This is a genomic window from Peribacillus sp. NPDC097295, from assembly GCF_044761665.1.
GTDB lineage: Bacteria > Bacillota > Bacilli > Bacillales > DSM-1321 > Peribacillus.
Map to the genome: position 1 here is coordinate 144499 of NZ_JBIWCW010000002.1, position 23819 is coordinate 168317.

Annotated in this window: 28 protein-coding genes; 18 read left to right on the top strand and 10 right to left on the bottom strand. The window is 41.7% G+C overall.

The annotated features are described in order from the left end of the window. The 3 genes from ACIQXN_RS03945 to ACIQXN_RS03955 all read left to right on the top strand — a co-directional run bounded on the left by ACIQXN_RS03945 (position 1) and on the right by ACIQXN_RS03955 (position 2872). Positions 1 to 1077: a PQQ-dependent sugar dehydrogenase gene (locus ACIQXN_RS03945; RefSeq protein WP_402962030.1), complete on the top strand. Its 1077-nt coding sequence runs from the start codon at positions 1 to 3 to the stop codon at positions 1075 to 1077. A gap of 145 nt (positions 1078 to 1222) precedes the next feature. Next, the gene (locus ACIQXN_RS03950) at positions 1223 to 1648 is read left to right on the top strand and encodes a MarR family winged helix-turn-helix transcriptional regulator (protein WP_402962033.1); all 426 of its coding nucleotides are present in this window, start codon (positions 1223 to 1225) and stop codon (positions 1646 to 1648) included. Positions 1649 to 1663: 15 nt separating this feature from the next. Next, positions 1664 to 2872, top strand: coding sequence for an MFS transporter (locus ACIQXN_RS03955; RefSeq protein WP_402962035.1), 1209 nt, complete (start codon positions 1664 to 1666; stop codon positions 2870 to 2872). Positions 2873 to 3014: 142 nt separating this feature from the next. Here the strand turns inward: ACIQXN_RS03955 and bshB2 are convergent, their stop codons facing one another. The 3 genes from bshB2 to pdxK form a co-directional block, all read right to left on the bottom strand. After that, positions 3015 to 3680, bottom strand: a complete 666-nt coding sequence (gene bshB2, locus ACIQXN_RS03960; RefSeq protein ID WP_402962037.1) for a bacillithiol biosynthesis deacetylase BshB2 — start codon at positions 3678 to 3680, stop codon at positions 3015 to 3017. 105 nt (positions 3681 to 3785) lie between these two features. After that, positions 3786 to 4133 (bottom strand): YojF family protein, encoded by a 348-nt coding sequence (locus ACIQXN_RS03965; RefSeq protein ID WP_402962039.1) that lies wholly within the window; start codon positions 4131 to 4133, stop codon positions 3786 to 3788. Positions 4134 to 4258: 125 nt separating this feature from the next. Beyond that, a complete protein-coding gene (gene pdxK, locus ACIQXN_RS03970; RefSeq protein WP_402962041.1) occupies positions 4259 to 5077 on the bottom strand; it encodes a pyridoxine/pyridoxal/pyridoxamine kinase in 819 nt (272 codons plus the stop codon). 439 nt (positions 5078 to 5516) lie between these two features. On the opposite strand from pdxK, the gene mobA reads away from it, so the two are divergent. From mobA to ACIQXN_RS03990, 4 genes are read left to right on the top strand one after another with little or no spacing between them, the layout of a single operon-like run. Further along, positions 5517 to 6152, top strand: coding sequence for a molybdenum cofactor guanylyltransferase (mobA, locus tag ACIQXN_RS03975; RefSeq protein WP_402962043.1), 636 nt, complete (start codon positions 5517 to 5519; stop codon positions 6150 to 6152). After that, positions 6142 to 6606: a molybdenum cofactor biosynthesis protein MoaE gene (locus ACIQXN_RS03980; RefSeq protein ID WP_402962046.1), complete on the top strand. Its 465-nt coding sequence runs from the start codon at positions 6142 to 6144 to the stop codon at positions 6604 to 6606. Before mobA ends, ACIQXN_RS03980 begins: the two co-directional genes overlap by 11 nt. Continuing rightward, positions 6599 to 6832, top strand: coding sequence for a molybdopterin converting factor subunit 1 (moaD, locus tag ACIQXN_RS03985; protein WP_402962047.1), 234 nt, complete (start codon positions 6599 to 6601; stop codon positions 6830 to 6832). The genes ACIQXN_RS03980 and moaD overlap by 8 nt, the downstream gene beginning before the upstream one ends. A 19-nt stretch (positions 6833 to 6851) precedes the next feature. Then, positions 6852 to 7871, top strand: a complete 1020-nt coding sequence (locus tag ACIQXN_RS03990; RefSeq protein ID WP_402962050.1) for a thiazole biosynthesis adenylyltransferase ThiF — start codon at positions 6852 to 6854, stop codon at positions 7869 to 7871. Positions 7872 to 7947: 76 nt separating this feature from the next. On the opposite strand, the gene ACIQXN_RS03995 is transcribed toward ACIQXN_RS03990, so the two are convergent. Together ACIQXN_RS03995 and ACIQXN_RS04000 are read right to left on the bottom strand one after the other, a co-directional pair. Beyond that, positions 7948 to 8295, bottom strand: coding sequence for a YflT domain-containing protein (locus ACIQXN_RS03995; protein ID WP_402962052.1), 348 nt, complete (start codon positions 8293 to 8295; stop codon positions 7948 to 7950). Positions 8296 to 8433: 138 nt separating this feature from the next. Continuing rightward, positions 8434 to 9867: a phospholipase D family protein gene (locus tag ACIQXN_RS04000; RefSeq protein WP_402962055.1), complete on the bottom strand. Its 1434-nt coding sequence runs from the start codon at positions 9865 to 9867 to the stop codon at positions 8434 to 8436. Between the two features lie 128 nt (positions 9868 to 9995). Between ACIQXN_RS04000 and ACIQXN_RS04005 the strand changes: the two genes are divergently transcribed. From ACIQXN_RS04005 to ACIQXN_RS04015, 3 genes are all read left to right on the top strand, one after another. Further along, entirely contained in the window at positions 9996 to 10694 is a 699-nt protein-coding gene (locus tag ACIQXN_RS04005) for a uracil-DNA glycosylase (RefSeq protein WP_402962057.1), read from the top strand. A 241-nt stretch (positions 10695 to 10935) separates the two neighbouring features. Beyond that, positions 10936 to 11193 carry a YwdI family protein gene (locus ACIQXN_RS04010; protein WP_402962060.1) on the top strand — a complete coding sequence of 86 codons (258 nt, stop codon included), beginning with the start codon at positions 10936 to 10938 and terminating at the stop codon, positions 11191 to 11193. A gap of 27 nt (positions 11194 to 11220) precedes the next feature. Then, positions 11221 to 11589 carry a DUF423 domain-containing protein gene (locus ACIQXN_RS04015; protein ID WP_402962062.1) on the top strand — a complete coding sequence of 123 codons (369 nt, stop codon included), beginning with the start codon at positions 11221 to 11223 and terminating at the stop codon, positions 11587 to 11589. Positions 11590 to 11696: 107 nt separating this feature from the next. Here ACIQXN_RS04015 and gerQ read toward each other — a convergent pair whose 3' ends face one another. Together gerQ and hemQ are read right to left on the bottom strand one after the other, a co-directional pair. Next, on the bottom strand, positions 11697 to 12218 hold the full coding sequence (gene gerQ, locus ACIQXN_RS04020; RefSeq protein ID WP_402962065.1) for a spore coat protein GerQ: 522 nt from the start codon (positions 12216 to 12218) through the stop codon (positions 11697 to 11699). 338 nt (positions 12219 to 12556) lie between these two features. Beyond that, entirely contained in the window at positions 12557 to 13306 is a 750-nt protein-coding gene (gene hemQ / locus ACIQXN_RS04025; protein WP_402962067.1) for a hydrogen peroxide-dependent heme synthase, read from the bottom strand. 258 nt (positions 13307 to 13564) lie between these two features. Here hemQ and pta point away from each other — a divergent pair, with 258 nt between their 5' ends. Together pta and lipL are read left to right on the top strand one after the other, a co-directional pair. Beyond that, positions 13565 to 14551: a phosphate acetyltransferase gene (gene pta / locus ACIQXN_RS04030; protein ID WP_402962069.1), complete on the top strand. Its 987-nt coding sequence runs from the start codon at positions 13565 to 13567 to the stop codon at positions 14549 to 14551. 33 nt (positions 14552 to 14584) lie between these two features. Beyond that, positions 14585 to 15436 (top strand): octanoyl-[GcvH]:protein N-octanoyltransferase, encoded by an 852-nt coding sequence (lipL, locus tag ACIQXN_RS04035; RefSeq protein WP_402962071.1) that lies wholly within the window; start codon positions 14585 to 14587, stop codon positions 15434 to 15436. Positions 15437 to 15627: 191 nt separating this feature from the next. Here the strand turns inward: lipL and ACIQXN_RS04040 are convergent, their stop codons facing one another. Then, positions 15628 to 16389, bottom strand: a complete 762-nt coding sequence (locus tag ACIQXN_RS04040) for an RsfA family transcriptional regulator (protein ID WP_402962074.1) — start codon at positions 16387 to 16389, stop codon at positions 15628 to 15630. A 306-nt stretch (positions 16390 to 16695) separates the two neighbouring features. Between ACIQXN_RS04040 and ACIQXN_RS04045 the strand changes: the two genes are divergently transcribed. From ACIQXN_RS04045 to ACIQXN_RS04055, 3 genes are all read left to right on the top strand, one after another. Continuing rightward, positions 16696 to 16917, top strand: a complete 222-nt coding sequence (locus tag ACIQXN_RS04045; protein WP_402870227.1) for a YuzB family protein — start codon at positions 16696 to 16698, stop codon at positions 16915 to 16917. A 229-nt stretch (positions 16918 to 17146) separates the two neighbouring features. After that, the gene (locus tag ACIQXN_RS04050) at positions 17147 to 18454 is read left to right on the top strand and encodes an HD domain-containing protein (protein WP_402962076.1); all 1308 of its coding nucleotides are present in this window, start codon (positions 17147 to 17149) and stop codon (positions 18452 to 18454) included. A 34-nt stretch (positions 18455 to 18488) separates the two neighbouring features. Continuing rightward, positions 18489 to 18998, top strand: coding sequence for a YwgA family protein (locus ACIQXN_RS04055; protein ID WP_402962079.1), 510 nt, complete (start codon positions 18489 to 18491; stop codon positions 18996 to 18998). A gap of 29 nt (positions 18999 to 19027) precedes the next feature. Here the strand turns inward: ACIQXN_RS04055 and ACIQXN_RS04060 are convergent, their stop codons facing one another. Further along, on the bottom strand, positions 19028 to 19213 hold the full coding sequence (locus tag ACIQXN_RS04060) for a 2-hydroxymuconate tautomerase (protein ID WP_402962081.1): 186 nt from the start codon (positions 19211 to 19213) through the stop codon (positions 19028 to 19030). Between the two features lie 138 nt (positions 19214 to 19351). Between ACIQXN_RS04060 and ACIQXN_RS04065 the strand changes: the two genes are divergently transcribed. Then, positions 19352 to 20020, top strand: coding sequence for a site-2 protease family protein (locus tag ACIQXN_RS04065; protein ID WP_402962084.1), 669 nt, complete (start codon positions 19352 to 19354; stop codon positions 20018 to 20020). A gap of 38 nt (positions 20021 to 20058) precedes the next feature. Further along, positions 20059 to 20568 (top strand): YwhD family protein, encoded by a 510-nt coding sequence (locus ACIQXN_RS04070; RefSeq protein ID WP_402962086.1) that lies wholly within the window; start codon positions 20059 to 20061, stop codon positions 20566 to 20568. A gap of 148 nt (positions 20569 to 20716) precedes the next feature. Here ACIQXN_RS04070 and ACIQXN_RS04075 read toward each other — a convergent pair whose 3' ends face one another. After that, the gene (locus ACIQXN_RS04075; RefSeq protein ID WP_402962089.1) at positions 20717 to 22783 is read right to left on the bottom strand and encodes a transglycosylase domain-containing protein; all 2067 of its coding nucleotides are present in this window, start codon (positions 22781 to 22783) and stop codon (positions 20717 to 20719) included. 205 nt (positions 22784 to 22988) lie between these two features. Between ACIQXN_RS04075 and speE the strand changes: the two genes are divergently transcribed. Next, positions 22989 to 23816 carry a spermidine synthase gene (speE, locus tag ACIQXN_RS04080; RefSeq protein WP_402962091.1) on the top strand — a complete coding sequence of 276 codons (828 nt, stop codon included), beginning with the start codon at positions 22989 to 22991 and terminating at the stop codon, positions 23814 to 23816. Positions 23817 to 23819 lie beyond the last annotated feature (3 nt).

The window sequence follows — 23819 nt, forward strand, 5'->3', positions numbered from 1 at the left end:
TTGAAAAGATGGGGTTCATTGCTCATAATGATCATGTTGGCATTGACGGGCTGTACCGTGGAGGACGAAAAAGCAAAGCCAAATTCGGAGAAAGACTCAACAGAAACCACGAGCGAAGGGCCAGAGGTATTGTTAACAAATTTAGATGCTCCTTGGTCCATTCAGAAAGTCGGAGAGACGTTGTACGTTTCAGAACGTTCAGGTAACATCGTGCAATGGAAGAACACCGAAATGGTGAGACAGAAGGTTAAGTTAGAAAAAACATTGTCCTCAAAGGCGGAAGCGGGATTACTCGGTTTTGTACTCACGCCAGATTTCCCTGAGAGTCATCGAGCATTTGCATATTACACCTATGAAGAAAGTGGACAACCACTGAATCGAATTATCTCGCTGCAGCATGAAGATGATAGTTGGATAGAAAAGGAAAGCTTAATCGATAAGATTCCGAGCGGCGACTATCATCATGGTGGACGTATAAAGATTGGTCCCGATGGTACATTATTTGCAACTACTGGGGATGCACGGGAAGCGGTGATTGCTCAGGATCTTAAATCTTTAGGTGGGAAGGTCCTTCGTATGAACCTCGATGGTACCATCCCAGAAGATAATCCACTTGATCATTCCTATATTTATTCATACGGCCATCGAAATCCACAAGGTCTTGCATGGGATAGTGTGGGACAACTTTACGAAAGTGAACATGGCGAAATTGCACATGATGAATTAAATGAAATTCAACCAGGAAAAAATTATGGCTGGCCGGAGATTGAGGGAAATAAGACCAAATCGGATATGGAAGTTCCATTGATTCATTCCGGGGATGATACTTGGGCTCCTTCTGGAATTGCATATTCAGACGGAAAGCTTTTTGTAGCCGCCTTAAGAGGTGAAGCACTGAAAAGTTATGATATTCAATCAGGGAAAATGTCGAATTTGGTAACAGATTTCGGACGGATAAGAGATGTGTTGGTAGATGGTGATTTTCTTTATTTCATCAGCAATAATACAGATGGCCGTGGAAAGGCGGCTAGTGAAGACGATAAACTTTATCGCATGCCTTTAGCGAAGTTGCAATGAATGATGTCCTGAAATGGGCATTTTTTTAATGCTTTTTGGAATGGTAATGGTATGAGTCATTTATGAGTAAATACTTTCTGGGCTGGACATTTTGGTCATATAGGAGTATAGTTACCTAGGTAACTAATTTTCAGGAGGAATCCCTTTGTTTTTACGCAATGGTTTATTTTTTCACCATAACCTGCAATTCTCAAGAACGTTTACCAAAAAGTTAAATGAACAGTTAGCCAAAGTCGATCTTTTTCATTCTCAATGGATGATTATCTTTTATTTGAAACAATATGGCAGTTCCACTATGGTCGAAATCAGCAATTACCTGGATGTCGAGAAACCGACAGTAACACGGACGGTGAATCGGCTGGAAGAACGAAAATTAATCGAACAAATACCAGGGAAAGATAAACGGGAACGGAGAATTCAGTTAACTGATTCAGGTGAAAAAACGTACCTCAAAGCTAGAAAGGCAGTTGAGGAGTTCGAACTTCATCTTATGGATGGGTTGCCTGAAGAGGACCGGATAGCAATGTTACGGACCTTGAAATTCTTAAAGGAAAAGTTACAACAATCGTAAGGAAGAAGGATTGAAATGAATCAAAAACCAAAATTGTGGACGAAAGACTTCATCATTGTTTCGTCTTCAAACTTTTTTCTCTTTTTAACTTTTTATGTCTTAATGGTCACTTTGACCCTTTATACGATGGATAATTTCCATTCTTCTCAAGCTCAAGCTGGACTCGCCTCGAGTATTTTTGTCTTGGGGGCTGTGCTTGTACGACCAATCGCCGGAAAAAAGATTGACCAATTAGGCCGGAGAAAAATGCTTCTGGGATCATTGGTATTATTTCTTCTAGCCTCTGTTCTCTATACGCAAGTGGATAGTTTATCCCTTTTATTTATTGATCGGTTGGTTCATGGGATTTCATTCGGTCTTGCTACGACCGCCACCGGAACGATAGCGGCTGATATCATACCGAATGAAAGACGGGGAGAAGGCACGGGGTACTTTGCGATGAGTACGAACCTGGCCATGGCATTCGGTCCGTTTATCGGATTGTTTATTACACAACATTTTAACTACTCCTTTATTTTCTATGCTGCGTCCCTGTTCGCTGCATTTTCTTTAGTGGCTTCTTTGTTTCTATTTGTACCTGAGGCACCAAAAGATCAAGCACCTCGACCAAAGGGCTTCCATATCAAAGATTATTTCGAAAAACGTGCATTGCCAATTTCCATACTTGTCGGGTTTGCAGGTTTTGCCTATTCGAGCATCCTTTCCTATTTAACATCTTTTGCAAAGGAAATAAACTTACTGGATGCCGCAAGCTTTTTCTTTGTAGTGTTTGCTATATTCTTATTGGTAACCCGTCCATTTACAGGGCGCATGTTTGATGTGAAAGGTGAAAATGCTGTCATTTATCCGTCTCTTTTGCTATTTGCAATCGGGATGGTCCTACTCAGCCAATCACAACATGCCCTGACGCTCCTAATAGCAGGTGCGTTCATTGGAGTGGGATACGGAACGTTCCAATCTAGCGCGCAGGCGATTTCCATCAAGGAATCCCCATCAAATCGTATGGGATTGGCCACATCCACATTCTTTACCTTTTATGATTTCGGTATTGGTTTAGGGCCGTTTATATTAGGCTTTCTTGTTCCTTATACGGGATTCAAGGGGTTATTCATCTGTACGGCGGTTCTGTCATTCGTGTTAATAGGCATTTACTATCTAGTTCATGGTAAAAAAGCTTCGCTAAGGGCATCCAAGCAGAATGCGGATGACCGATTAATCTCTTGATTTTTTGTTTAAAATGATGAAAAAAGGGTAAGCTGAAAGTATGATTTACTTTTCTTAAAGTAATCCCCCTTTTTCTCCGCCTGTTATAAACAGGCGTTTTTTTATGAGCTTGAAAAAAAAGAAACCGCCAAATGGCGGTTTTTTAAAATTTATAGGTCCATAAACGCTCTTTCCGAATCCAATCGAGAAATTCAGCGTCTTGGTTTTCAAATTTTTCTTTCCAATCGACGACCATTGCCTGTGTTTGCGACCGGTGTGCTGTTATAGCCGCAACCTTGTGATCTTCGGCATCCGTGATGTCATGGACGATATCAGGTTCTCCCAATTCATCAATGCAGTTGTTGGAAAATGCGACACAATGGAGTTTAGGACGATTTTTCTCCTCCATTCTTTCTATAGAGCGCACGACTGCTCGTGCTGTTGCTTCATGGTCGGGGTGAACGCTGTAACCCGGATAAAATGTAATGACCAATGAAGGGTTGAGTTCATTAATGGCTTCAGTGAATATGGAAGTCAATTTTTCGTCATCCTCGAATTCAATGGTTTTATCCCGTAAGCCAAGCATGCGCAAATCTTGAATGCCGATGGCTTTCGCTGCATCCATTAATTCTCTTTTGCGAATTTTAGGAAGGGACTCTCTTGTTGCGAAAGGAGGGTTTCCTAAATTCCTGCCCATTTCCCCAAGAGTCAAGCAGAGGTAGGTAATCGGTGTGCCAGCTTGACTATGTAAGGCAAGCATCCCTGAAACAGAAAAGGCTTCATCATCGGGGTGCGGGAAAATCACTAAAATATGCTGTTCTTTTTCCATATTACTTGTCTCCTTTCCTTCTAATTACATTAAATATAAAGTGGTCCGCTTAAAGACAAGCTTACTCAGCGGGATAACTAAAGTATTTGTGTAGCATTTATTAGATTATTCGAAGGGAGTGGGGCTAATTTGCAAGGAAACGGCAAGTTTTCCTGTGAAATCAAGACCTGCCAACAATAATCTCCCTTGATCATCGATTTCGAAGTGGTTTACGCCTTCAGCGTATACCCAGCCAATTTTGAGTTTTAAGCCGACGCGAAAGGGCCCGTCCCCAACAATCTTTCCGTGTTCATATTGAATATGAGCATTACGAATATAAGCGCCTGCTGAAAAAAAAGCTTCATCCACATGGGTGGCATAAGCTCCGTTCGTCGTTTCAAGGTGAAGATATACATCTTGTCCTGCAAATGAATCAATGGCTTTCTGCACCTCTGTACGGTTTATAGGCTTCATTCGACAATTCCTCCTTTACTGGGCAATTCTAAGCATTTTCTATCTTTCTATTTTACTAAAGATAAATGAAAAAAGCGAAGAGGGCCGCTCGAGTATTTTGAGCAACCCTCTATATCTTATTGTTTTTATTTTCCGGATGTTCCATATTTACGGTAGGCACCATGATTGACTGGACCTACATAATCATTCATTTTCCATGAATGACGGACAGCTTCTGTAATGAAGTCTTTAGCCACATAAATGGCTTCACGAGGACTTTTGCCTTCAGCTAATTGAGCAGTAATCGCAGCTGAAGATGAGCAACCGGCTCCATGAGTATTGGTGGTTTCAATTTTTTCGGATTCAAGGATTTCGAACTCTTTTCCGTCGTATAAAAGATCGATTGCCTTTTCATGATCAAGCTTGTTCCCACCCTTGATCAACACATATTTAGCACCTAGTGCATGAATTTTTTCGGCAGCCTTCTTCATATCTTCGATCGTTTTGAGGGGGGCTGTCCCAGCTAATTGTGCGGCTTCGAAAAGGTTTGGAGTTACGACTGTTGCACGTGGAACAAGAAGCTCACGAAGTGCGACAGCTGTTTCTGGATGAAGGACTTCATCTTCCCCTTTACATACCATAACGGGATCGATGACCACCTTGTCCAATTTCAGTTCGTCTATTTTACGGGCAACAAGTTCAATGATTTCCACTGAACCAAGCATGCCAGTTTTCATGGCATCTATCCCGATAGAAAGAATCGTTTCAAGTTGTGCTTCTAAAATTTCGACCGGTGTAGGGAAAACATTATGAGACCAACCGTTTTTAGGATCCATGGTGACAATCGTCGTTAAGGCGGACATTCCGTAAATCCCGAATTCTTGAAATGTCTTTAAATCAGCTTGAAGACCTGCACCGCCGCTGGAATCTGAACCAGCAATAGTCATAGCTCTATTCATGGTCATTATTTGACCTCCTCAGAAATATTGAATGATATGGATATTATCAGTGTGCCAATAAATATCTTGTTTTTAGAATATACCAAAATTTATATTATGTAAAACTAAGAAGATGATTGGAAATACGTGCGCTAATATGGGACGTAAAAGTAGTCAGCCGAATAAAAATCAACTTGTTATATTTATGGTTTATAAACCAAATTTTGGATAATGATAGTGGAATATTCAATGAAAAGACCGCTATTATGAACAAATTCTTTTTGAATATGTGATTCATCGGAGAAATATGCTATATTCAATCTTTTGATAAAGTTGTGAAAGTGTTAATATTTTAAAAGTTGATTTAAACTATTGAGGTGCCACTGAATTTTTTGAAAAAATGACTCTTTCATTATAATGTTTCCAATAGGTAAAAAGCTCAACCACACATAGGGAGGTATATCAGATGAATTGTACGATCTTGCTTTTAGCCGGTGGCCAATCAAGTCGCATGGGTGTGAATAAAGCCTTGCTGAAAATTGGTGAGGAAGTGAACATCAAAAGGGTGGCAAACGTCTTTAAGGAAGTTACGGAAAACATTCTGGTTGTTACGAATTCACCCGAGGAATATCGCTTTCTTCAACTCCCTTTCATCCCTGATATATATATAGGTCAAGGACCCCTTAGTGGCCTTCATGCTGGAATGTCCTTTTCCGAAACAGAGTTGCAGGTCCTTAGCGCCTGTGACATGCCTTTTGTAAGTGCCGAAGCTGTCAATGAAATGCTTTCTTACTATGAACCAGGTCTTGATGCCATCATTCCGGAAATCAACGGCCGACTTCAACCACTTTTTGCGGTCTATCACAAAAATTGTTTACCCATCCTTATGGATTGTCTAGAGAAGAAGGAATTGAAAATGAAGCATTTTCTAGAAAAGCTTACGGTGAAAATCATCAAGGAAAGTGATTTTGCGCTATACCATAATGACCCCGAGCATTTTCGGCTTCTCTTTTTTAATATGAATACAATGGAAGATTATGAAGAAGCGAAACATATATATCAAACTGAATTTGTTAGAAAGGAAGGTAAACATGAATTTTGAAATCTCGAAGGAACCGATCGTCATTCAAGAAGTAGTGGATAAAGTAGTTAAGCGGGATGCAGGTGCAGTCACCACCTTCATTGGTACCGTTAGGGAAATGACGAAGGGGAAGAAGACTCTATTCTTGATTTATGAAGCGTATGAACCGATGGCGGTCAAGAAGTTAGAACAAATTGGATCTGAAATTAAGGAGCGCTGGCCTGACGCAGAAACGGCGATCACTCACCGTGTAGGTAAATTGGAAATTACGGATATTGCAGTGGTCATCGCCGTAAGTACGCCGCATCGTAATGATGCATATGAGGCGAATCGATATGCAATAGAAAGAATAAAAGAGATTGTCCCTATCTGGAAGAAGGAACATTGGGAGGATGGGGAAACATGGGTCGGCAATCAACTAGAAACCGTCTCTTATCCAGATGGAAAGCCAAAAGAGGAGGATCTAAATGATTAATGTACTTTTATTTGCACAATTAAAGGATGAATTAGGCAAAGAGAATTTATTTATAGAAGGAAATGGTTTGAGCGTGGCTCAGCTAAAGGAAAAGATTAGGGCGGAGTTTCATTTAGAAGGTCTTGATACGGTAATGACCGCGGTCAATGAAGAGTTTGCCGGAGACGAAGAGATAGTGGCAGATGGAGATACGATTGCTTTTATACCACCTGTTAGTGGAGGCTAATTAGATAGGGGGAATCATAGTGGATGAAAGATATTCAAGACAAACTTTGTTTTCTCCGATTGGTGTTGGAGGACAAGCCCACATTCGTCATAAGCACGTCTTGCTTCTTGGAGCTGGGGCGCTTGGTTCCGCTAATGCAGAAGCATTGACTCGTGCAGGTGTGGGAAAGGTCACCATTGTGGACCGGGATTATGTTGAATCCAGTAATCTGCAACGTCAACAGCTCTACACGGAACAAGATGTTGAGGATAAACTACCCAAGGCAGAAGCGGCAAAGCAGCATCTGCACGCTATTAATCATGAAGTTGACGTAGAGGCAATCATCATGGATGCGTCTGCACAAACACTTGAACCATTACTGGATGATGTAGATTTAATAATAGATGCGACAGATAACTTTGAAACGCGGATGATCATCAATGATTTATCACAAAAGCTCCAGATACCTTGGATTTACGGAGCCTGTGTAGGCAGTGTAGGCATGATGATGACAATCCTTCCGGGCAAAACGCCTTGTATGAACTGTTTAATGAAGACCATTCCAGTTCAAGGTATGACCTGTGATACAGGTGGAATTATCTCGCCGGCCGTCACCATGGTTGTGGCTCACCAAACTGCCGAAGCTTTGAAAATATTGGTTGAAGATTGGGAATCGGTCCGGCCGACTCTCGTCACATTCGATTTGTGGCGAAACCAATATCAAACGATCAAATTAACGAAGGCAAAAAAGAAAGATTGTCCTTCCTGTGGCGAGCAGAGGACCTATCCTTTCTTAAACCCGGAAAACAGGACCAAAACTGCTGTCCTCTGTGGAAGGGATACTGTACAGGTCAGACCTTCAAAGCCACTAAAACTTCAACTCGGGAAGTTAGCTAACGATTTAAAGGGGAGTGGCTACCTGATTAAAGTGAATCCCTTCCTTCTTTCTTGTGAAAAGGACGGCGAACGAATGGTCGTTTTCCAAGATGGACGGGCGTTAATCCATGGAACCAAAGATATTGTCCATGCAAAGGTCCTGTACCAAAGGATTCTGGGATAACACAAAAACGAGGCTGCCAAAAGGCGCCTCGTTTTTTTAGAATAATATAGGGTAATGGGTAATGAGTTAGCGGGAATTAATGAGTGACTCTGTCTTTGTTATCTTGTTTCGATGCAACGATGACGACTTTACCTTCATCCAATACTTCTTCATAACGCTCTGCTTCTGTTTTTGTAAGTCCAAGGTTGCTCATACGGTTACGAAGTTCGTCTCCACGTGATTTAAAGAGATTTCCAACTGTATCGAGGAAGCCTTGTTCTTTCATGCCGACATCTTCAGTGTTAGTATTTTCGGTAAGATGCTTAGAGCGGGTCTTATCGTGAGCAAATAGATATACATCATCTTTCGTATAACCTGTTGTAACTAACTCATCGATTTTTTCCTTAGCTTGTAAGCCGTTTTCTACTACATGTACTTGATACATATAAACTCCTCCTTGAAATTTTAATGTAAGACTTTCGTAAATTGGGTAAATGGAATCTTGTTTATTTCAGCTTGTTAACTAGCTATAGTAGTATATAACCTTAATTGGAGCTTGTTAAACATTAATCCATGATAAGTATTAATAGGTGGTAAAACGGAACAGCTTTTGTAATCGGTAGGTTGCATATTTGAAAGCGGGCAATTTATCTTGATATTCACTATAGTCCGTAGTGTAAGTTCCTTCTTCATTATTCCAAAGGCGTTGGAAATACTCATCGACCTCCTGAGCGATTTCCGTTTCATTCGGAGCGTGAATTTCAATATTGGCCTCTAGATTATAGTCGTCCAGGTTTCTCGCTGTGTAATTGGCAGACCCCCCAATGACGATGGTTTTATCTTCCTTTTGAATCGTCATGAGTTTCGTATGGAACTGCTCTTTGTCGGTTTTGTACCAGCGGATATTGATATTGCCTTCATCAAGCTTTTCAAATTCAGCTGCAACGGGAAGATTGGGAAGTCCGATTTTTTCACTGCCAAATGCATTTTGATTCGGATCTAATATCATTTGAATCTGTACGTCACGCTTGGCTGCTTCGGTCAATGCCTCAACGACGTGGCGATCGGCGATATAGAACATGGCCAGTTGAATGCGATCTCCTTTTTTTGTTTCCCTAATCGATTTAAGGACATGTTTATTGATTTTACCTTCTGTCAGTAACTGAACAGAAATCGGGCCTTCTTCTTCATTTGATTCTGTACCTTCAGGAAAAGTCTTCGGACCTCCCGAGAATTTCGAAGCGGCTTCTTCTGCCCTGACGAAATCACGTATGATATTTCCATCCATCTGGAAAGCAATATTGGAATGGAACCCACTCGCATCGTGTGGGTTGGCCGATGAAATGATGGCTGTCTTTTCCGTAGCGACCACTTTCCGGTGGTTCGCTTTGATATTCATCAGGCGAAGATAAGAACGGGCAGTGACTTTTGGTGCACTTTTAGCCATGGGATTGACAATCCATCCCTTTCCGCTTTCCCCGAACCATTGGAAAAAGGTTCGGTATACTCCGGAATAGAGTGGATTAGGATCCCGAAGCCGGTCCAAATTCGTCACGATGACTTCGATGCCACTCTCCTTCAGCTTTTCTAATTCCCCAAGTTGGTAGGCATTATAGGAGGTGTTCACCTCATCGGTGATGAACATGACCTGAAGTTCTGGTTTCTTCTCCTTTTGGGCAATCAATTTATCTGTTAAAGTCTTGCTTAATTGCGGGAACTTTACTTTTTCGTCATAGAAACTATTAAATAAAAACATATCGATTACGATAAAAGAATCGGCTTCTTCAATCGCTTGGTAGATGGTCTGGAAGATTCGCTGTTCATGCTGGACGTTTCCTGTTTCATCATGATAAGAGAGGTCATAAATGAAATCGATATCCTCGACATGATGTATCTTCCCTTCGTAGGATATTCCTTTGGGTAGGGGTTTATAGCTGTTATAGGCGATGACGGCCATAACAACGAGGAGCACACTAACAAGCATATAAAACCGTTTACGTCTGAACCATTTTCTCATGGGAAATCCTCCATCTTACTTAAAGTGCTTGCTAAATATCTTTATTCCCATTTTAGGGGTATATAGAAACTAAAAGCAGAAAAAGAGTTTGATATAATAGCTGGAAAGAGAGAAAGGGGCTAACATAAATGGCAAAGAAAATTTTAACAAATGATTGGTGGCCTCTATTGGAAGAGGAATTTAACAAGCCATATTATCAGGAGTTAAGGGAATTTATAGCACGAGAATACAATCAGAAGGCCATTCATCCCAATCCGGAAGATATTTTCAATGCACTTCACTCTACGCCATATGAAAAGGTGAAGGTCGTCATACTTGGTCAGGACCCTTACCATGGACCGGGACAGGCTCATGGCCTCAGCTTTTCCGTGCAGCCGGACGTTCGCATTCCGCCTTCGTTGAGAAATATCTTTAAAGAGCTGCAAAGTGATCTTGGCTGTGAAATCCCCGACAATGGGTACTTGGGTGAGTGGGCGGAGCAAGGAGTGCTATTGCTCAATACCATTCTTACGGTCCGTGAGGGGGAAGCGCATTCCCATAGAGGCAAGGGATGGGAGACCTTTACGAATCAAGTCATCCGCCTGTTGAATGAGAGGGAGAAACCAGTCATCTTCATCCTTTGGGGAAAGCCGGCTCAAACAAAAATACCCTTGATAGATAAAAGACACCATCACATCATTACCTCGGTGCACCCGAGCCCACTATCTGCAAACCGCGGTTTCTTTGGAAGTAAACCATTCTCCAAAACCAATGATATGCTTATGGAAATGGGGGAATCTCCAATCAACTGGAAAATATTGAACCGTAAAGGAGGCATAGTAGATTGAAAAGAATAAATTGTATGGCATGTAATCACTTTTATGTTACCTGGGATCCTCAATTTCCGAAAGGGTGCCGAGCCTTCCAGTTTAAAACATCTAATCTGCCTTCCCTTGATGTGTACCGTTCCTCGGGGGAACCTTGTTTGAAATTTGAATCCAAGGCAATGAAGAAGTAAGTTTTCTTCATCCCTAATGTTTGCTATGCTAGGGTAGGAAGTTATGATATATATGCAGATGGGGTGGTATTGTGGATATTTCATCCAAACACATGCTAGATAAAATGGAAGAGCTCGTTTCAAAAGCGAAACAGTCGAATTCAGAGGCTAAGGTGCAAGGATATGTAATTGCCATTCAGGCTCTTTGTGAAGTGATGGTGGATGAAAAGATAGAAGATAATAGAACATCTAAACCAATAACGTTCACACAACCTGTTATATCGACCGTTACTAATGCAGAACCGGTTAAGATGGAAGAAGCCAATGGGGATTCCTTATTTGATTTTTAAATAAAAGGCAAGAGAGGCGGGGCAAAAGTGAAATTGTTTATCATTTTAGGAGCAGTGCATGCATTTATAGCCGTAGCGCTAGGAGCTTTTGGAGCACATGGACTGGAAGGGAAAATCCCTGATAAATATTTAGCAACATGGAATACGGCTGTCGATTATCAAATGTTCCATGCGGCAGGCTTACTGGTTATCGGCTTGTTGGCAGGAAAAATATCGAGTCCGCTCATTAATTGGTCGGGTTGGCTGATGTTCATAGGTATCCTTATATTTTCCGGCAGTCTATTCATCCTTAGTGTCACTCAAATCAAAGTGCTAGGTGCGATTACGCCAATCGGTGGAGTTTCCTTTTTAGCAGCATGGGTCTTGATGATCATTGCTGCCTATAAATATTTGTAAATGATTGAGCTGGCCACTTTCAAGGTCAGCTTTTGCTTATTATGAAGAGTTAAGACAAACAGCCTCAAGAGTCTTGAGGCTGTTTGTCTTAACTAAATTGTTTCCTTTTATCTTGGGGAGAAGGTGGAAAGCCCAGATCCCCCACCAAATGGATAGTCATACTCAATTTCCTCATCGAAGGTAATGTAATCTAAGAATACCATTGGAATTAGATAACGTTTTCCGGTTTGCGGATCACTTATGATTAGATGGTCGCGTCCTGCCGCTTCGATGATTCCTTTGAAGATCTTTGCATTCCATTCTGTATTGTTTTCGAAGGTGGTATACACGGTGGCTAATTTCCCTTTATTTAGCCGTAATATGTTCTCTATATACGATTGCTCGACTGGAAGCATGCCTGGCACTTGTGGACCGGTCGTTGGTGCATTCATCGGCATCGGGATTTGCTGTTGGTTGCCGGTTGAGGTTGGCATCTGCGGCTGATAGGGCTGTTGCTGGTAACCTTGTTGCTGTTGATATGTGCCTTGACCCTGGCCCTGCTGCTGCCTTTGGGAAGGGTCGTTGTTTTCATATGGGTTATAGGGGTTCCCTCCATAAGGGTAATTACCATAAGGATTATTTTGTGACATTGCATTCCCTCCTGAAATTCTAGGTTTATTTCGGTTCTTGAACAAAAAAACATCCGAGTGCGTTGGATGGAAGAAACAGTGCGATTTATAGCAGCCGGAATGGTACAGGTTAAAATGATTATCTAACAATACCCGGACGGCTCAAAAAACCACAATGAGTTTAACAGGTACATATCGACTACATGAACCGGTAGTATTTGAGCTGTATAAGGCTATAAAAAAATAATTTACATCACTAAAGAAAATGTATGGGATGATTCCTGGATTTATGTCATGGCTGAAGAAAAAAATAGGGGGAGTTTGAAAAAAAAGCTCCCGGAATCCCGGAAGCTTATGTCTTACACGTATAAGAAAGCTGGTATGTTATCTTCTGAAAGGATGTTCCCAACGAAGAATGAGCCAAACGCAGCATAACGAGCGCTCACTTCATCAAAACGCATTTCATAAATCAGTTTTTTGAATTGAAGGACATCTTCTGCAAATAGGGTAACGCCCCATTCATAATCGTCAAAACCGACAGAACCGGAGATGATTTGTTTTACTTTACCGGCATAGCTGCGTCCGATCAAGCCATGAGAACGCATCAAGTTTTTGCGATCTTCCATGGAAAGCATATACCAGTTGTCTTCACCTTCACGACGCTTGTCCATCGGGTAGAAACATACATGCTTTGCCTTTGGAAGGATAGGGTAAAGTCTTGAACGTACATGAGGGTTTTGATAAGGGTCCTCACCATCGCCGCCGGCTAGATAGTTGCTTAATTCGACTACAGAAACGTAGGAATAAGCAGGGATTGTATACTCGGCAAGCTTCGTTTTATTGAATTCATTTTCAATGGCATTCAATTCTTCCATAGTTGGACGGGCGAACATTAGCATGAAGTCGGCTTTTTGCCCTACGATGGAATAAAGGGCATGACTGCCTTCGTTGTTGCTTTGAGTCGTATTCCATTTATCCAATAAACCTTGGAATTCCGAGATGGCTAATTGGCGTTCATCACTTGATAACGTTTTCCATGAAGCCCAATCAATCAGACGGAAATCATGTAGGCAATACCATCCATCCAGTGTTTGTGCTGCTTCACTCATTGCAATCACTCCTATGTCTTAATTATAACTTTAATATAACATAGTTTCAGTATAAGGAAATTTATATCAACCCGCAAATGCCTTCGTTTTTCCCCCCATGTTCTTGGAAAGTTCATAAGTGCGTTTTTTATGAGAAAGACCAATGTTTCTGGAATTTAAATAACGGCTAGAGTATTCTTAGAAGAAGAGACCGGAAGTTTACAAAGTGGGAATTGTAGGAATAACTAGAACAGACATACATTCAAGGAGGATGAGTTTGTGAGCGATTTATTTGAAATTTTAGAATCGAAAATTACAGGAAATAACCTGAAAATTGTTTTTCCAGAAGGGTTGGATGGACGCATTTTAGGTGCAGCTGGAAGGCTCGCTAAGGCAAAATTATTAACACCCATATTAATTGGGGATATCGAAAAAATTCAAGAGAAAGCAAAAAATCTAAAAATTTCCCTTGATGCCATCGAAATTTACGATCCGAAAAATTATATCATGATGGATGAAATGGTCGAAGCCTTTGTAGAAGTCCGAAATGGCAAAGCTTCCGTAACGCAAGCCCGTGAAATCCTCTTGGATGAGAATTACTTTGGAACGATGCTCGTACACATGAAACAGGCACATGGCATGGTGAGTGGTGCAGCCCATTCTACAGCCGATACGGTCCGCCCGGCGCTACAAATTATTAAAACAAAGCCAGGTGTTCAAAAAACGTCAGGAGTCTTCATCATGGTACGTGAAGAGGAAAGATATGTGTTTGCTGATTGTGCAATCAATATAAATCCGGATTCCCGTGATTTGGCTGAAATCGCATTGGAAAGCGCCAAGACGGCCCTGACATTCGATATTGAACCACGCGTCGCCATGCTGAGTTTCTCAACGAAGGGGTCGGCCCATTCACCAGAGACGGAAAAGGTCGTTCAGGCAGTCACGTTAGCAAAAGAAATGGATCCGCACCTTCTTCTAGATGGGGAATTTCAATTCGATGCAGCTTTCGTTCCTTCGGTTGCCAGGCAAAAGGCTCCGGACTCCCTCATTCAAGGGGATGCGAATGTCTTTATCTTCCCAAGCCTTGAATCCGGTAATATTAGTTATAAGATGGTACAGCGCCTGGGTGGATTCGAAGCAGTGGGTCCAATCCTGCAAGGGCTTAACCGTCCAGTAAATGATCTTTCCCGTGGCTGCAGTGAAGAGGATGTATATAAATTGGCACTCATCACGGCTGCACAGGGATTCGTGGCGCAATACCAATAAAGCCATGAAGTATGAAAATAGAAGGAGAAGTCTATGAGTGAAACAGATTCATTATTAATGCAGCAAGAATGGCGGGTAATTGATCAATCATCCATCGGTCCTCAGTTTCCCGCTCTAGAATCCTTTGCAATGGATGATACGCTTTGTGCTTCGGTTGGCTCTGGCCAATCAACGGCCGTGGCCAGAGCGTGGGTGCATCATCGAACCATCGTGCTTGGTATCCAGGATACGAAACTTCCTTTTCTCCAAGAGGGAATGAATTATTTGAGAAAGCATGATTTTAAGGCAATTGTACGGAATTCGGGCGGGTTAGCCGTCGTGTTAGATGAAGGGGTTCTAAATTTCTCACTCGTTTTCCCTGAAAGCGAGCGGAAAATCGAAATAAACCGTGGGTATGAAGCCATGTGGGAACTGATCAGACTGATGTTCAGTGATTTCCCAGTCAAAATCGAGGCTAAAGAAATTGTGGGATCCTATTGCCCGGGAAGTTTTGATTTAAGTATAGAAGGCAAGAAATTTGCCGGTATTTCACAACGCCGAATCCGTAATGGCGTGGCTGTACAAATTTACATATGCATTAATGGAAGTGGTGCAGAAAGGGCCGAACTTGTAAAAGGGTTTTATGAAACAGCCAAAAGGCAGGCAGACACGAAATTCACTTATCCCGATATCGTTCCTTCCGTAATGGCTTCCCTTTCAGAATTATTAAGTACAACATTGAGTGTCCAGGACGTGATGCTCAGGTTCCTGAAAGTATTGAAGGAGCATAGTGGAAAGATTTTTTCCAACTCCCTCTCGGCACAAGAATGGCCCTTATATGAATCGTACTTAACAAGAGTGGTAGAACGTAACAATAAAGTCTTTGATTCATTGGAAGAGGATTGACTGAAAAGAGCTGTTTCTTATGAAGAAACAGCTCTTTTGATGTCGCTTCAAGTATAGCATTCACTGAAACTGATAAAGAAAAGGCCCGGCAAATGAAAAAAGAGCCCTTTTCAGACTCTTTTTCGAGAGTTACTTATGGAATTTGGCTATTTATCATGTGGTTGACCTGTAAAAAGGTCCCCACATTATCTTTACTCAGCCATTTTTTCCAAATTTCCATTTCGGTCCATCTTAAATTTGGTTGCCGGGCGCTCTTCTTCCTCTAGTAGGACTAGCTTCCTGGCACGATTCATAATATTCATCAATGTTTCATAATCTTCCTGCATCAAACCGCTATTCTGTTCAAGATGAGAAATTTTATTTTGTAGCTCTTCATTCCGTCCTTTTAATCCTTTGATTTCCAATTTCAATCTTTCGTTTTCAGTTTGCAATACTTCGGCCTGTAGCAAACGGCCATTTATGGACTCTAAATAAGCGATAACCATATCGAGGCTCATTGCCTGACTGTTGGTAGGTATGGTAGTGTTCCTTTGTTGTAGTGGAACGAACGCATCATCTATCGTAAATTCTTCCGCCGTTTCATAATTAGTAGACTCTATGACTGCCGATTCAACATCTGATTCCATCTCTTCTTCCTGTAGGTGAGGGACCATAATATCTGAGATTATTGGAGAAGGCGGTGTATAGAGCAGACGTTTTTTTCCTCCCTGATCTTTCCCCAGGATTCTTTGTCGCTGCTTTCGTTGTTTTTTTGCAAGAGAAAGCGCCTTGTCATAATTATGGCGTACCACTGCATTCCAGCGAAAGCCACAAGCTGCGGAGGTACGGTTCAATTTATCCCCAACCTCTTCGAACGCGTTCAGCTGCGTGCTGCCTTCCCGTACATGGCGCAGTACCGTTTCTGCCAATAGCAAATCATCTTCTTCTGTCCAGGCATCTTGACGAACCTTCATTTCTACATACTCCCTTTCTGGTAACTTTTAATATGGTAATTATATGAATATCTTGTAACAATGATTTCTAACGTGGTCTACTAGCATTTTGGACAAAAATAGGGTTTTTTATACAAAAAGGTTGAAAGGATACTAGTTTTTTGTGAATTTACATGGCGCATGGCCGATTCGGCATCTATCTACGGCATTGCAACCCTTTTTCCTTCCATACCGTCTCTTGATATTCATAGATAGAAACGGTAAAATACCTTTTAGTCACGTAAATAGGACGAAAAATATTTGCTATAGAAAGGATGGTGACCGAGGATGTCCAATGAATTCAGAGTGTGTGATGATTGCCTGGCAGTAAATGTTAAAACATTGATTCCCCGGCTGGAGAAGCTTGATCCTGACGCGAAAATTGAAATTGGCTGTCAATCCTATTGCGGTCCGGGTAGGAAGAAATCCTTTGCCTTTGTCAATAACCGTCCAGTTGCGGCTCCGACAGAAGACGAGTTACTAGAGAAAATAGATAAGAAGCTAAAGTAAGCCCCATGCATAGATAATCCAGCAGTATTGATATGTAAAACACGCAACTCGTCACCCAGATTCATTAAACTGTGGTGATTTTTTAATTGCGGTGTTTTCTCTATCAAAAACCATATAAACTCCCGTTTTCATATAAAATGAACAGGCTTTCTATTAAGAGCCAAGTTAGGATTTTTTATAAAGACAAGCTATAATGAAAGCAATGAGATTATGAAAATGAGGGTAGTCCATGGAATATTCTTGCGAAAAACTACAGGAAGAAAAAGTATTTAAAGACCCGGTACACCGGTATATACATGTCCGGGACCGGGTGATCTGGGATTTGATCGGTACTAAAGAATTCCAGCGTCTGCGCAGAATCAAGCAGCTAGGAACGACGTATCTTACCTTTCATGGTGCTGAACATAGTAGATTTAGCCATTCGCTTGGAGTATATGAAATTGTACGGAGAATTATTGATGATGTCTTCGAGGGAAGACCGGAATGGAACCCGGAAGAAAGGTTGCTCTCTTTATGTGCCGCTTTGCTGCATGACTTAGGACATGGTCCATTCTCCCACTCTTTTGAAAAGGTTTTTGATTTGGATCATGAACAATTCACCCAACGGATTATTGTCGGCCGAACGGAAGTGAATGAGATCCTTCTTAAAGTAGGGCCTGATTTTCCCAAAAAAGTGGCGGAAGTCATTGCTAAAACGTATAAAGGCAAATTAGTAGTCAGCTTGATTTCTAGTCAAATTGATGCTGATAGAATGGATTATCTGCAAAGGGACGCTTACTTTACTGGAGTAAGCTACGGCCATTTTGATATGGAACGACTTTTACGAGTGATGCGGCCGCGTGAGGAGCATGCTGTGATCAAGCAAAGTGGGATGCATGCAGTGGAAGATTACATTATGAGCCGCTACCAGATGTATTGGCAGGTTTATTTCCACCCGGTTACACGGAGTGCCGAGGTCATCCTTACGAAAATTTTGCATAGGGCAAAGTATTTATTCGAATCGAACTATCGCTTTGCACAGGAACCCCGCCATTTTTATTCAATGTTCAAGGAAGAAGTCACGTTGGAAGACTACTTGAAAATGGATGAATCGGTGATGCTCTACTATTTTGAGGCTTGGGAAGAAGAAGAGGATCCGATTTTAAAGGATTTATGTAGTCGTTTTGTTAATCGAAAACTCTTTAAATATGTAGAGTTCCATCCTTCGAATAGTCAAATGAACAAATTAATGGAATTAAGGACGCTATTTATCGAGGCAGGAATCGATCCTGATTATTATTTAGTCGTCGATTCCTCATCTGACCTGCCCTATGATTTCTATCGTCCAGGTGAGGAAGAAGAGCGACTGCCGATCCATTTGTTACAAACGAATGGTGAGCTTCGTGAATTGTCGCGTGAATCCGAAATAGTCGATGCCATCTCTGGAAAAAGACGAACGGATCATAAGCTATACTTCCCCGCGGATTTACTGCGTGATGAAACAACGAATAAAGATATAAAAAAACAAATCCGACAGCTGTTGGAGCTGTCGATGTAAAACGGTGTACATTTTGGGTGAGGAGTGACGAGCCTTGTTTAAGGATCATGCAAACATTATCAACGCCATTTCGACTGCAGGTGAAATTTCGGGTCGGAAAAAGCTACAAAAAATTGTGTATATCGCGAAGAAGCTTTCCTTTCCTTTTCACGAAAAGTTTCAATTTCATTTCTACGGACCATACTCGGAGGAATTGACTTTACGAATAGAAGAACTTTGCGAAATGGGTTACTTGAATGAAGTGAAGGAAAAAAAGGCGGGCTATTATCAATACTGCTACTCTATTACGGATGCGGGAAAGGATTTCTTGTCGATCCAAGAAGTTGATATGCCTGCTCTGGACACATGCTTATTGGATATGAACGAACAAAGTGCTCGGTTTTTGGAGCTTGTTTCAACGGTGCTTTATTTTGATACATTGGAAAAGGAAGAGGTCATTGAAAAAATCTTCACCCTGAAAAGTAAGCAAAAATATACGCTTGAAGAAATAGATGAAGCATATGCATATATAGGGGAACTACAAGTAAAAGCTAAGCCGAATTGATGGCTTAGCTTTTACCGATTATGTACCTCTTATTGGTCGCTTTTACGAACACCTGCAACGGCTAAGTGGTTTTTAGTCATTTCTTCGATGAAAATGGTTACAGCTTCAGCGGGTGCTCCGGTTGTTTCCGTCACCGCTGCTGTTACTTTTTCAACTAATGCTTTTTTTTGCTCTTCTGTACGGCCTTCAAGCATTTTGACTGTTACATATGGCATTATCTTATTCCCCCATTCCCATTAATAATTGTAGTGTTTCACATTAGGGAAATATTTGCAAGATACTCAAATCAGAGTTTTTTCACATCCTGAATTTTTCATGTATACTAACGGTAATAAACATTGGGGGAGAAGCTAATGGATCAATTAGGGCAATTTTTAGCTTTTAGTTTGGATAGGCTTCCTTACGTGATTGTTGTTCTGTTGATCGCGTTTACGGTTCATGAATTTTCCCATGCCTATGTGGCCTATAAATTGGGGGACCCGACGGCGAAGAATCAAGGCAGAGTCACATTGAATCCCATACAACATTTGGATCCTATTGGTACGCTGTTGATCTTGATTGTAGGTTTTGGATGGGCGAGGCCGGTCCCGGTCAACCGGTTTCATTTTAAGAACCCGAGACTGGCAGGGATACTGGTTTCCTTTGCAGGTCCGCTCAGCAATCTACTTGTAGCGACGATAGGCTATTTAATCTGGTACGGGTTACTCGCGTCAGGATTGGGGCCTACCGAAATGCCGTTTTACGTTGAGCCGTTCTTTACGATGCTGATCCACTTAAATATCGTCCTATTCATATTCAATTTGATCCCGTTGCCACCACTTGATGGGTATCGGATTGTAGAGGATTTGGTTTCAGTGAAAATGCGTGCGAAGATGACTCAATATGAACAATACGGATCCCTGGTTTTCCTGATTTTAGTGATTACGCCATTGGGTAAATATACAATCAGTCCTATCATGAATGAACTTGTACCATTTGTCCGTGACAATCTTGGTCAATATTTAAGTCTTTTGTTTTTCTAATAGTAAGTAAATGACGAAACATGAAGGGGGACATTAACATGGAAGAACAACCAAAGAAAAAGGTAGGCTTCAACATTATTAAAAATGATCCAATGAAAGGCCATGGCGGGTATGGAGCGGGTGTTTTGACGCTCGATAATATTTCACCGGTCATCATCGATGTGGATGCGGGTGAAGCCGAAGTCGACATCGGCGCGATGCATGCAAGAAGTGCGGTGGAAAAAGGGATTAAGTTTTTAAAGACAAAAGAAGAAGTACCGAATGGAAAACCATACTGGCTCGTTTGGGTGACCATTGAAGCCATGCAAGATGGTCCGTATTATGCAGGGGTGACTGCTTGCGAGATGACGGTAGACCGATCAATCAGACGTGGGTACAAATCCTTGCCGGAACATGTTAACCGGATGGATAAATCGTTGAAACGCCATATCATCGTCGAGGATATGGATGACAAATCAAAACAAATCCTTGCCGACTTCCTGAAAAATCATGATGCAGGGATGTGGGAGCGTTCATCCGACAAGCTCAAACAGTCTTTGATTGTCTGAATGTGATTTATTGTATGAAATGTGAAGTTTAGTAAAAAAATCACTTGTGGGAAGCGAATAAAATCAGTAAACTTAGAGACAGCAGTTTAGACACTGTGGAACTAGGACAGAAAAAACCCGAAGCCGTTAATGGCTTCGGGTTTTTTCGTTATCCCCAGGGTTTCAAGATCTTTTTATACCAGGGCTTACTTTGCTTTTCTTCTTTTGGAGCACTTTTTGATTTCTTTTTCTTGAAGTGCTCCTCACAGTATTCCACAGGTTCGGTTCCTTTTACATAGTAAGTTAATCGGGAGACGGGGCAGGCATCTGTCGCCAGTTTACCGCTGGTTGGATTCACCTTTACACCTACTACGTTACTCGTTTCCTTAAAAGGTTTGGGAGGTTGTCCTCTCAATCCTTTCTCCATATAGGAAGCCCATATCTTCTTGGCATAGCTTTTTTCAGCCGGTATTTCAATCTTCTTCCCTTGATCATAGCCAGTCCATACCCCAGCAACTAGTTGAGGTGTATAACCGATCATCCAGCTGTCCGTAGAAGTAGATCCGGACTTTCCCGCGAAGGGGCGCGTCAATTGGGAACTGATCGTGCTACCGGTTACCTTCGTGTATCCATTAAGCGTTTCGTCAAAAACGCCAGTAAGCATCTCTGTCATGACAAATGCTTTATCTTTATCCAAAATCTGTTCGGTTTTCTGTTTGCGTTCGAAAATCACTTCGCCTTTTCTGTCTTCTACCTTGTTGATGAAAGCGGGTTCTACCTTTTTACCGCCATTAGCTAATATGCCGTATGCATTTACCATTTCGATGGGCCTTACACCGGATGTACCAAGTGCAAGGGAAGGGACCGCATCCATTTTCGATGTGATGCCGAAACGATGAGCCGAATCAACCAAAGTCTGTTCACCGAGGAAAAGATGTGTCTTCACGGCATAAATATTATCGGACAAAGCAATGGCTTGAGCCATCGTGATGTCGTCATTCGCATATTGATAATTATAGTTATGCGGTTTATAGGAAGCATGGCCATCATCGAATGTAAACGTTGTGGTCTCGCTTTTTAAGGTGGTTGACGGTGTGAACCCTTTTTCAAGCGCCGAATAGTAAAGAAGTGGCTTTATTGTCGAGCCCGGTTGGCGTACGGCCTGTGTAGCTCGGTTGAACGGCGACGCAGTGTAATCTGTACCACCGACAAGTGCACGGACTTCGCCTGTTCTAGGATCCATCGCCACTAATGATGCTTGAATGCCAGCCTGCTTGGGTATGACAGTAGAAAGGGCCTCCTCAGCGATGTGCTGTTGATCTTCATCCAGTGTTGTATAAACCTTTAAGCCCCCGAGCTCGATGGTCCGTTCATCTAAATGGAGTTGGGTTTTTAGCGCCTGCTTGACGGCATCCTGGAAATAAGGCGCCATTTTTTTGGTTACAGTGCCATGTGAGCCTTTTAATGAAAGTGGTGCCTGAATGGCTTCTTCGGTATCGGTTTCTTTAATATAGTCCTTTGTTGCCATTGCATGAAGCACGACCTTTTGCCTGGATTTTGCCTTTTCCAGATTGTCCAAGGGAGAATAATTGGATGGTCCTTTTGGGATTCCGGCTAGCATACTTGCCTCGGAAAGCGTTAAGTCCTTGGCATCCTTGCCGTAATAATACTGGCTTGCGGCTTGTGCTCCATAGGCGCCATGACCATAGTAAATCGTATTTAGATAGCCTTCTAGAATTTCTTTTTTTGAATAATTCATTTCCAGGCGTATCGTATAGAAAGCTTCATTGAGCTTTCTTGACCAAGTCTTATCATGGTCAAGAAAGAGGTTTCGGGCATATTGCTGGGTGATTGTACTTGCCCCTTGAACCTTGGACATGGCACGGATGTCAGCGAGAATGGCACCGCCAATCCGCTTTATATCAAAGCCTTTATGAGTATAAAATTGGCGATCCTCTACGGCGACGGTTGCCTTGACTAGTTCGGGTGAGATGGTGTCGAGTCCGATCCAGTAGCGCTTTTGACCATTATCGGTTTCTCCAATCACATTTCCGTCATCACTATAATAAAGAGTGGATTGGGGTACAACCAAAGGCGGTGGACCTAGTATTTTCGCATACATCAGTAGAGAGAGAAGCAAGACAAAGAGAATAGCAAGACCTATTGTGGCAAGAATGATGAAGGCCCGCACATATTTGGTTGTCTTTTTAAATCTTTCGCTTGGAATGAGTTCCATGGCTTTCACCTCTCTTGTTTTAAAAAAAGAATCTATTACTATTATGGAAAAAAAAGATATTTTTAAACGTAAGAACTGGAATTGTAATATTTATCTTGCAATTCTGGTAGATTCGTCTATAATTTTTCTAGCCAATGACTATATCGAATATGGTAAAACCTATTTGGCGATTGACTATAAGATTCCGGAAAGGAAGCGTTAATAAATGAGCATTTGGTTTACTGAAAAACAAACAGAAAATTTTGGTATTACGATGAAAGTGAATCGTACTTTACATACGGAGCAAACGGAGTTTCAAAAGTTGGATATGATTGAAACAGAAGAATGGGGCAATATGCTTTTGTTAGATGACATGGTGATGACATCGCAACGCGATGAGTTCGTATACCACGAAATGGTAGCCCATGTTCCTTTGTTCACCCATCCTAATCCAGAGAATGTTTTGGTTGTAGGCGGTGGAGACGGAGGCGTAATCCGTGAAGTCCTTAAGCATCCAAGCGTCAAAAAAGCTACATTGGTAGATATCGATGGTAAGGTTATCGAATATTCCAAGAAATACTTACCTGAAATTGCAGGCATGCTTGAAGATCCACGTGTCGATGTACAAGTAGGGGATGGATTCATGCACATCGCGAAGAGTGAAAATGAATTTGACGTGATTCTCGTGGATTCTACCGAACCAGTGGGACCTGCCGTTAACCTATTTACTAAAGGCTTTTATGCAGGTATTTCGAAAGCTTTGAAGGAAGACGGAATTTTCGTTGCCCAATCCGATAACCCTTGGTTTAAAGCCGACTTAATCCGTGATGTACAACGCGACGTGAAAGAAATATTCCCGATCACCAACCTTTATTTAGCGAATATCCCAACGTATCCAAGTGGACTATGGGCATTCACGATCGGTTCTAAAAAATATAACCCGCTTGAAGTTTCAGACGAGCGTTTCCATGAAATAGAGACAAAATATTATACAAAAGAACTTCATAAAGCAGCTTTCGTTCTGCCTAAATTTGTTCAAGACTTAGTGAAATAAGGG

Bases quoted from the DNA above. Each gene is read 5' to 3' on its own strand.
- ACIQXN_RS03955 (WP_402962035.1), top strand. From the start codon at position 1,664: ATGAATCAAAAACCAAAATTGTGGACGAAAGACTTCATCATTGTTTCG.
- bshB2 (WP_402962037.1), bottom strand. From the start codon at position 3,680: ATGGAAAAAGAACAGCATATTTTAGTGATTTTCCCGCACCCCGATGAT.
- ACIQXN_RS03965 (WP_402962039.1), bottom strand. From the start codon at position 4,133: ATGAAGCCTATAAACCGTACAGAGGTGCAGAAAGCCATTGATTCATTT.
- pdxK (WP_402962041.1), bottom strand. From the start codon at position 5,077: ATGACCATGAATAGAGCTATGACTATTGCTGGTTCAGATTCCAGCGGC.
- mobA (WP_402962043.1), top strand. From the start codon at position 5,517: ATGAATTGTACGATCTTGCTTTTAGCCGGTGGCCAATCAAGTCGCATG.
- ACIQXN_RS03980 (WP_402962046.1), top strand. From the start codon at position 6,142: ATGAATTTTGAAATCTCGAAGGAACCGATCGTCATTCAAGAAGTAGTG.
- moaD (WP_402962047.1), top strand. From the start codon at position 6,599: ATGATTAATGTACTTTTATTTGCACAATTAAAGGATGAATTAGGCAAA.
- ACIQXN_RS03995 (WP_402962052.1), bottom strand. From the start codon at position 8,295: ATGTATCAAGTACATGTAGTAGAAAACGGCTTACAAGCTAAGGAAAAA.
- ACIQXN_RS04000 (WP_402962055.1), bottom strand. From the start codon at position 9,867: ATGAGAAAATGGTTCAGACGTAAACGGTTTTATATGCTTGTTAGTGTG.
- ACIQXN_RS04005 (WP_402962057.1), top strand. From the start codon at position 9,996: ATGGCAAAGAAAATTTTAACAAATGATTGGTGGCCTCTATTGGAAGAG.
- gerQ (WP_402962065.1), bottom strand. From the start codon at position 12,218: ATGTCACAAAATAATCCTTATGGTAATTACCCTTATGGAGGGAACCCC.
- hemQ (WP_402962067.1), bottom strand. From the start codon at position 13,306: ATGAGTGAAGCAGCACAAACACTGGATGGATGGTATTGCCTACATGAT.
- lipL (WP_402962071.1), top strand. From the start codon at position 14,585: ATGAGTGAAACAGATTCATTATTAATGCAGCAAGAATGGCGGGTAATT.
- ACIQXN_RS04040 (WP_402962074.1), bottom strand. From the start codon at position 16,389: ATGAAGGTTCGTCAAGATGCCTGGACAGAAGAAGATGATTTGCTATTG.
- ACIQXN_RS04045 (WP_402870227.1), top strand. From the start codon at position 16,696: ATGTCCAATGAATTCAGAGTGTGTGATGATTGCCTGGCAGTAAATGTT.
- ACIQXN_RS04050 (WP_402962076.1), top strand. From the start codon at position 17,147: ATGGAATATTCTTGCGAAAAACTACAGGAAGAAAAAGTATTTAAAGAC.
- ACIQXN_RS04060 (WP_402962081.1), bottom strand. From the start codon at position 19,213: ATGCCATATGTAACAGTCAAAATGCTTGAAGGCCGTACAGAAGAGCAA.
- ACIQXN_RS04065 (WP_402962084.1), top strand. From the start codon at position 19,352: ATGGATCAATTAGGGCAATTTTTAGCTTTTAGTTTGGATAGGCTTCCT.
- ACIQXN_RS04070 (WP_402962086.1), top strand. From the start codon at position 20,059: ATGGAAGAACAACCAAAGAAAAAGGTAGGCTTCAACATTATTAAAAAT.
- ACIQXN_RS04075 (WP_402962089.1), bottom strand. From the start codon at position 22,783: ATGGAACTCATTCCAAGCGAAAGATTTAAAAAGACAACCAAATATGTG.
- speE (WP_402962091.1), top strand. From the start codon at position 22,989: ATGAGCATTTGGTTTACTGAAAAACAAACAGAAAATTTTGGTATTACG.